Here is an 863-nt window from a genome sequence, read left to right as displayed (position 1 = left end):
CCCGCTGGGCTGCGCAGCAGCCCCGTTGGCCGAGTAGTCTGTGTCAGGCTTTTAGCTGATCCGTTGTGGGAGCGAGCCTGCTCGCGAAAGCCGTTTAGCAGGCAGCATCAACTCAACTCGCCTGCCCCTATTGCCAAGTCCTACTTTTTTAGTTTACTTAGCGCATTCGTTAGTACCTCTTCCAGCTCCGCCCAGTTCTCTGCGTATTCACAGTGTATTGGAGTGTCCCAGTTAGATTCTGATATCAGAACGACTCTAAAATGGCCATCCTTACAAAATTCCGGGTACCAACCGATATCCAAAATTTGATCCAAGGGGAAGCTAGCTTGAAACAGGTCCTCTTTCAGGTCATCTATAAGCAGCGATGGCTCCGTTGCTTGGTTTAAATGCGAAATATCATCAAATGTTATTTTTCCGCCAAGCTCGTTTATTTTCTGAGTGTTCATCAATTACTTCTTCTTGGTGTATTTTTTAAACGATTCTTCGGATATCGGGTGGCCATGTATTGTGCGGGCGCTCAATTCAACTCTCATATATCGAGTTTCTTTGCCGTCGTTTGCTCCGACCGTTCGTCCCAGGTCCATAACTTTCCAAGGTTTCCCATTATTAACACTTTGTCCATTTGCAAAAACATAACGCTCCAGTGCTTCGATATCAGTGCCCGGTAAATATCTGGCAGCACCACCGTTGGCAGTAGACTTTATGACGGCAGGCCAGGGCGCCTTTGGAGAAACATGCTTGTTACCGTGATTTGTCCATTCGACATCTGGAAGCTTGGGTTTACCTTCGTTGACACTCGTTTTTTGTTCAGGGGCTTGATCGCCCTGTTCAAGAGTACATTTACCTTTTCCCGGACAATCCTC

The 863-nt window shown here is 47.2% G+C and carries 2 protein-coding genes; both read right to left on the bottom strand.

Features of this window, described 5'->3' with window-relative positions:
• Positions 1–140: 140 nt before the first annotated feature.
• Entirely contained in the window at positions 141–446 is a 306-nt protein-coding gene (locus tag OC610_RS28195; RefSeq protein ID WP_264432944.1) for a hypothetical protein, read from the bottom strand.
• A 3-nt stretch (positions 447–449) separates the two neighbouring features.
• The coding region (locus OC610_RS28190; protein WP_264432942.1) for a hypothetical protein at positions 450–863 on the bottom strand (414 nt) is incomplete at its 5' end.

This window comes from Pseudomonas agronomica, assembly GCF_025917275.1.
In the GTDB taxonomy this organism is placed as follows: domain Bacteria; phylum Pseudomonadota; class Gammaproteobacteria; order Pseudomonadales; family Pseudomonadaceae; genus Aquipseudomonas; species Aquipseudomonas agronomica.
The sequence above is the reverse complement of the archived record's forward strand: the minus strand, read 5'-3'. Positions and strand labels throughout refer to the sequence as shown.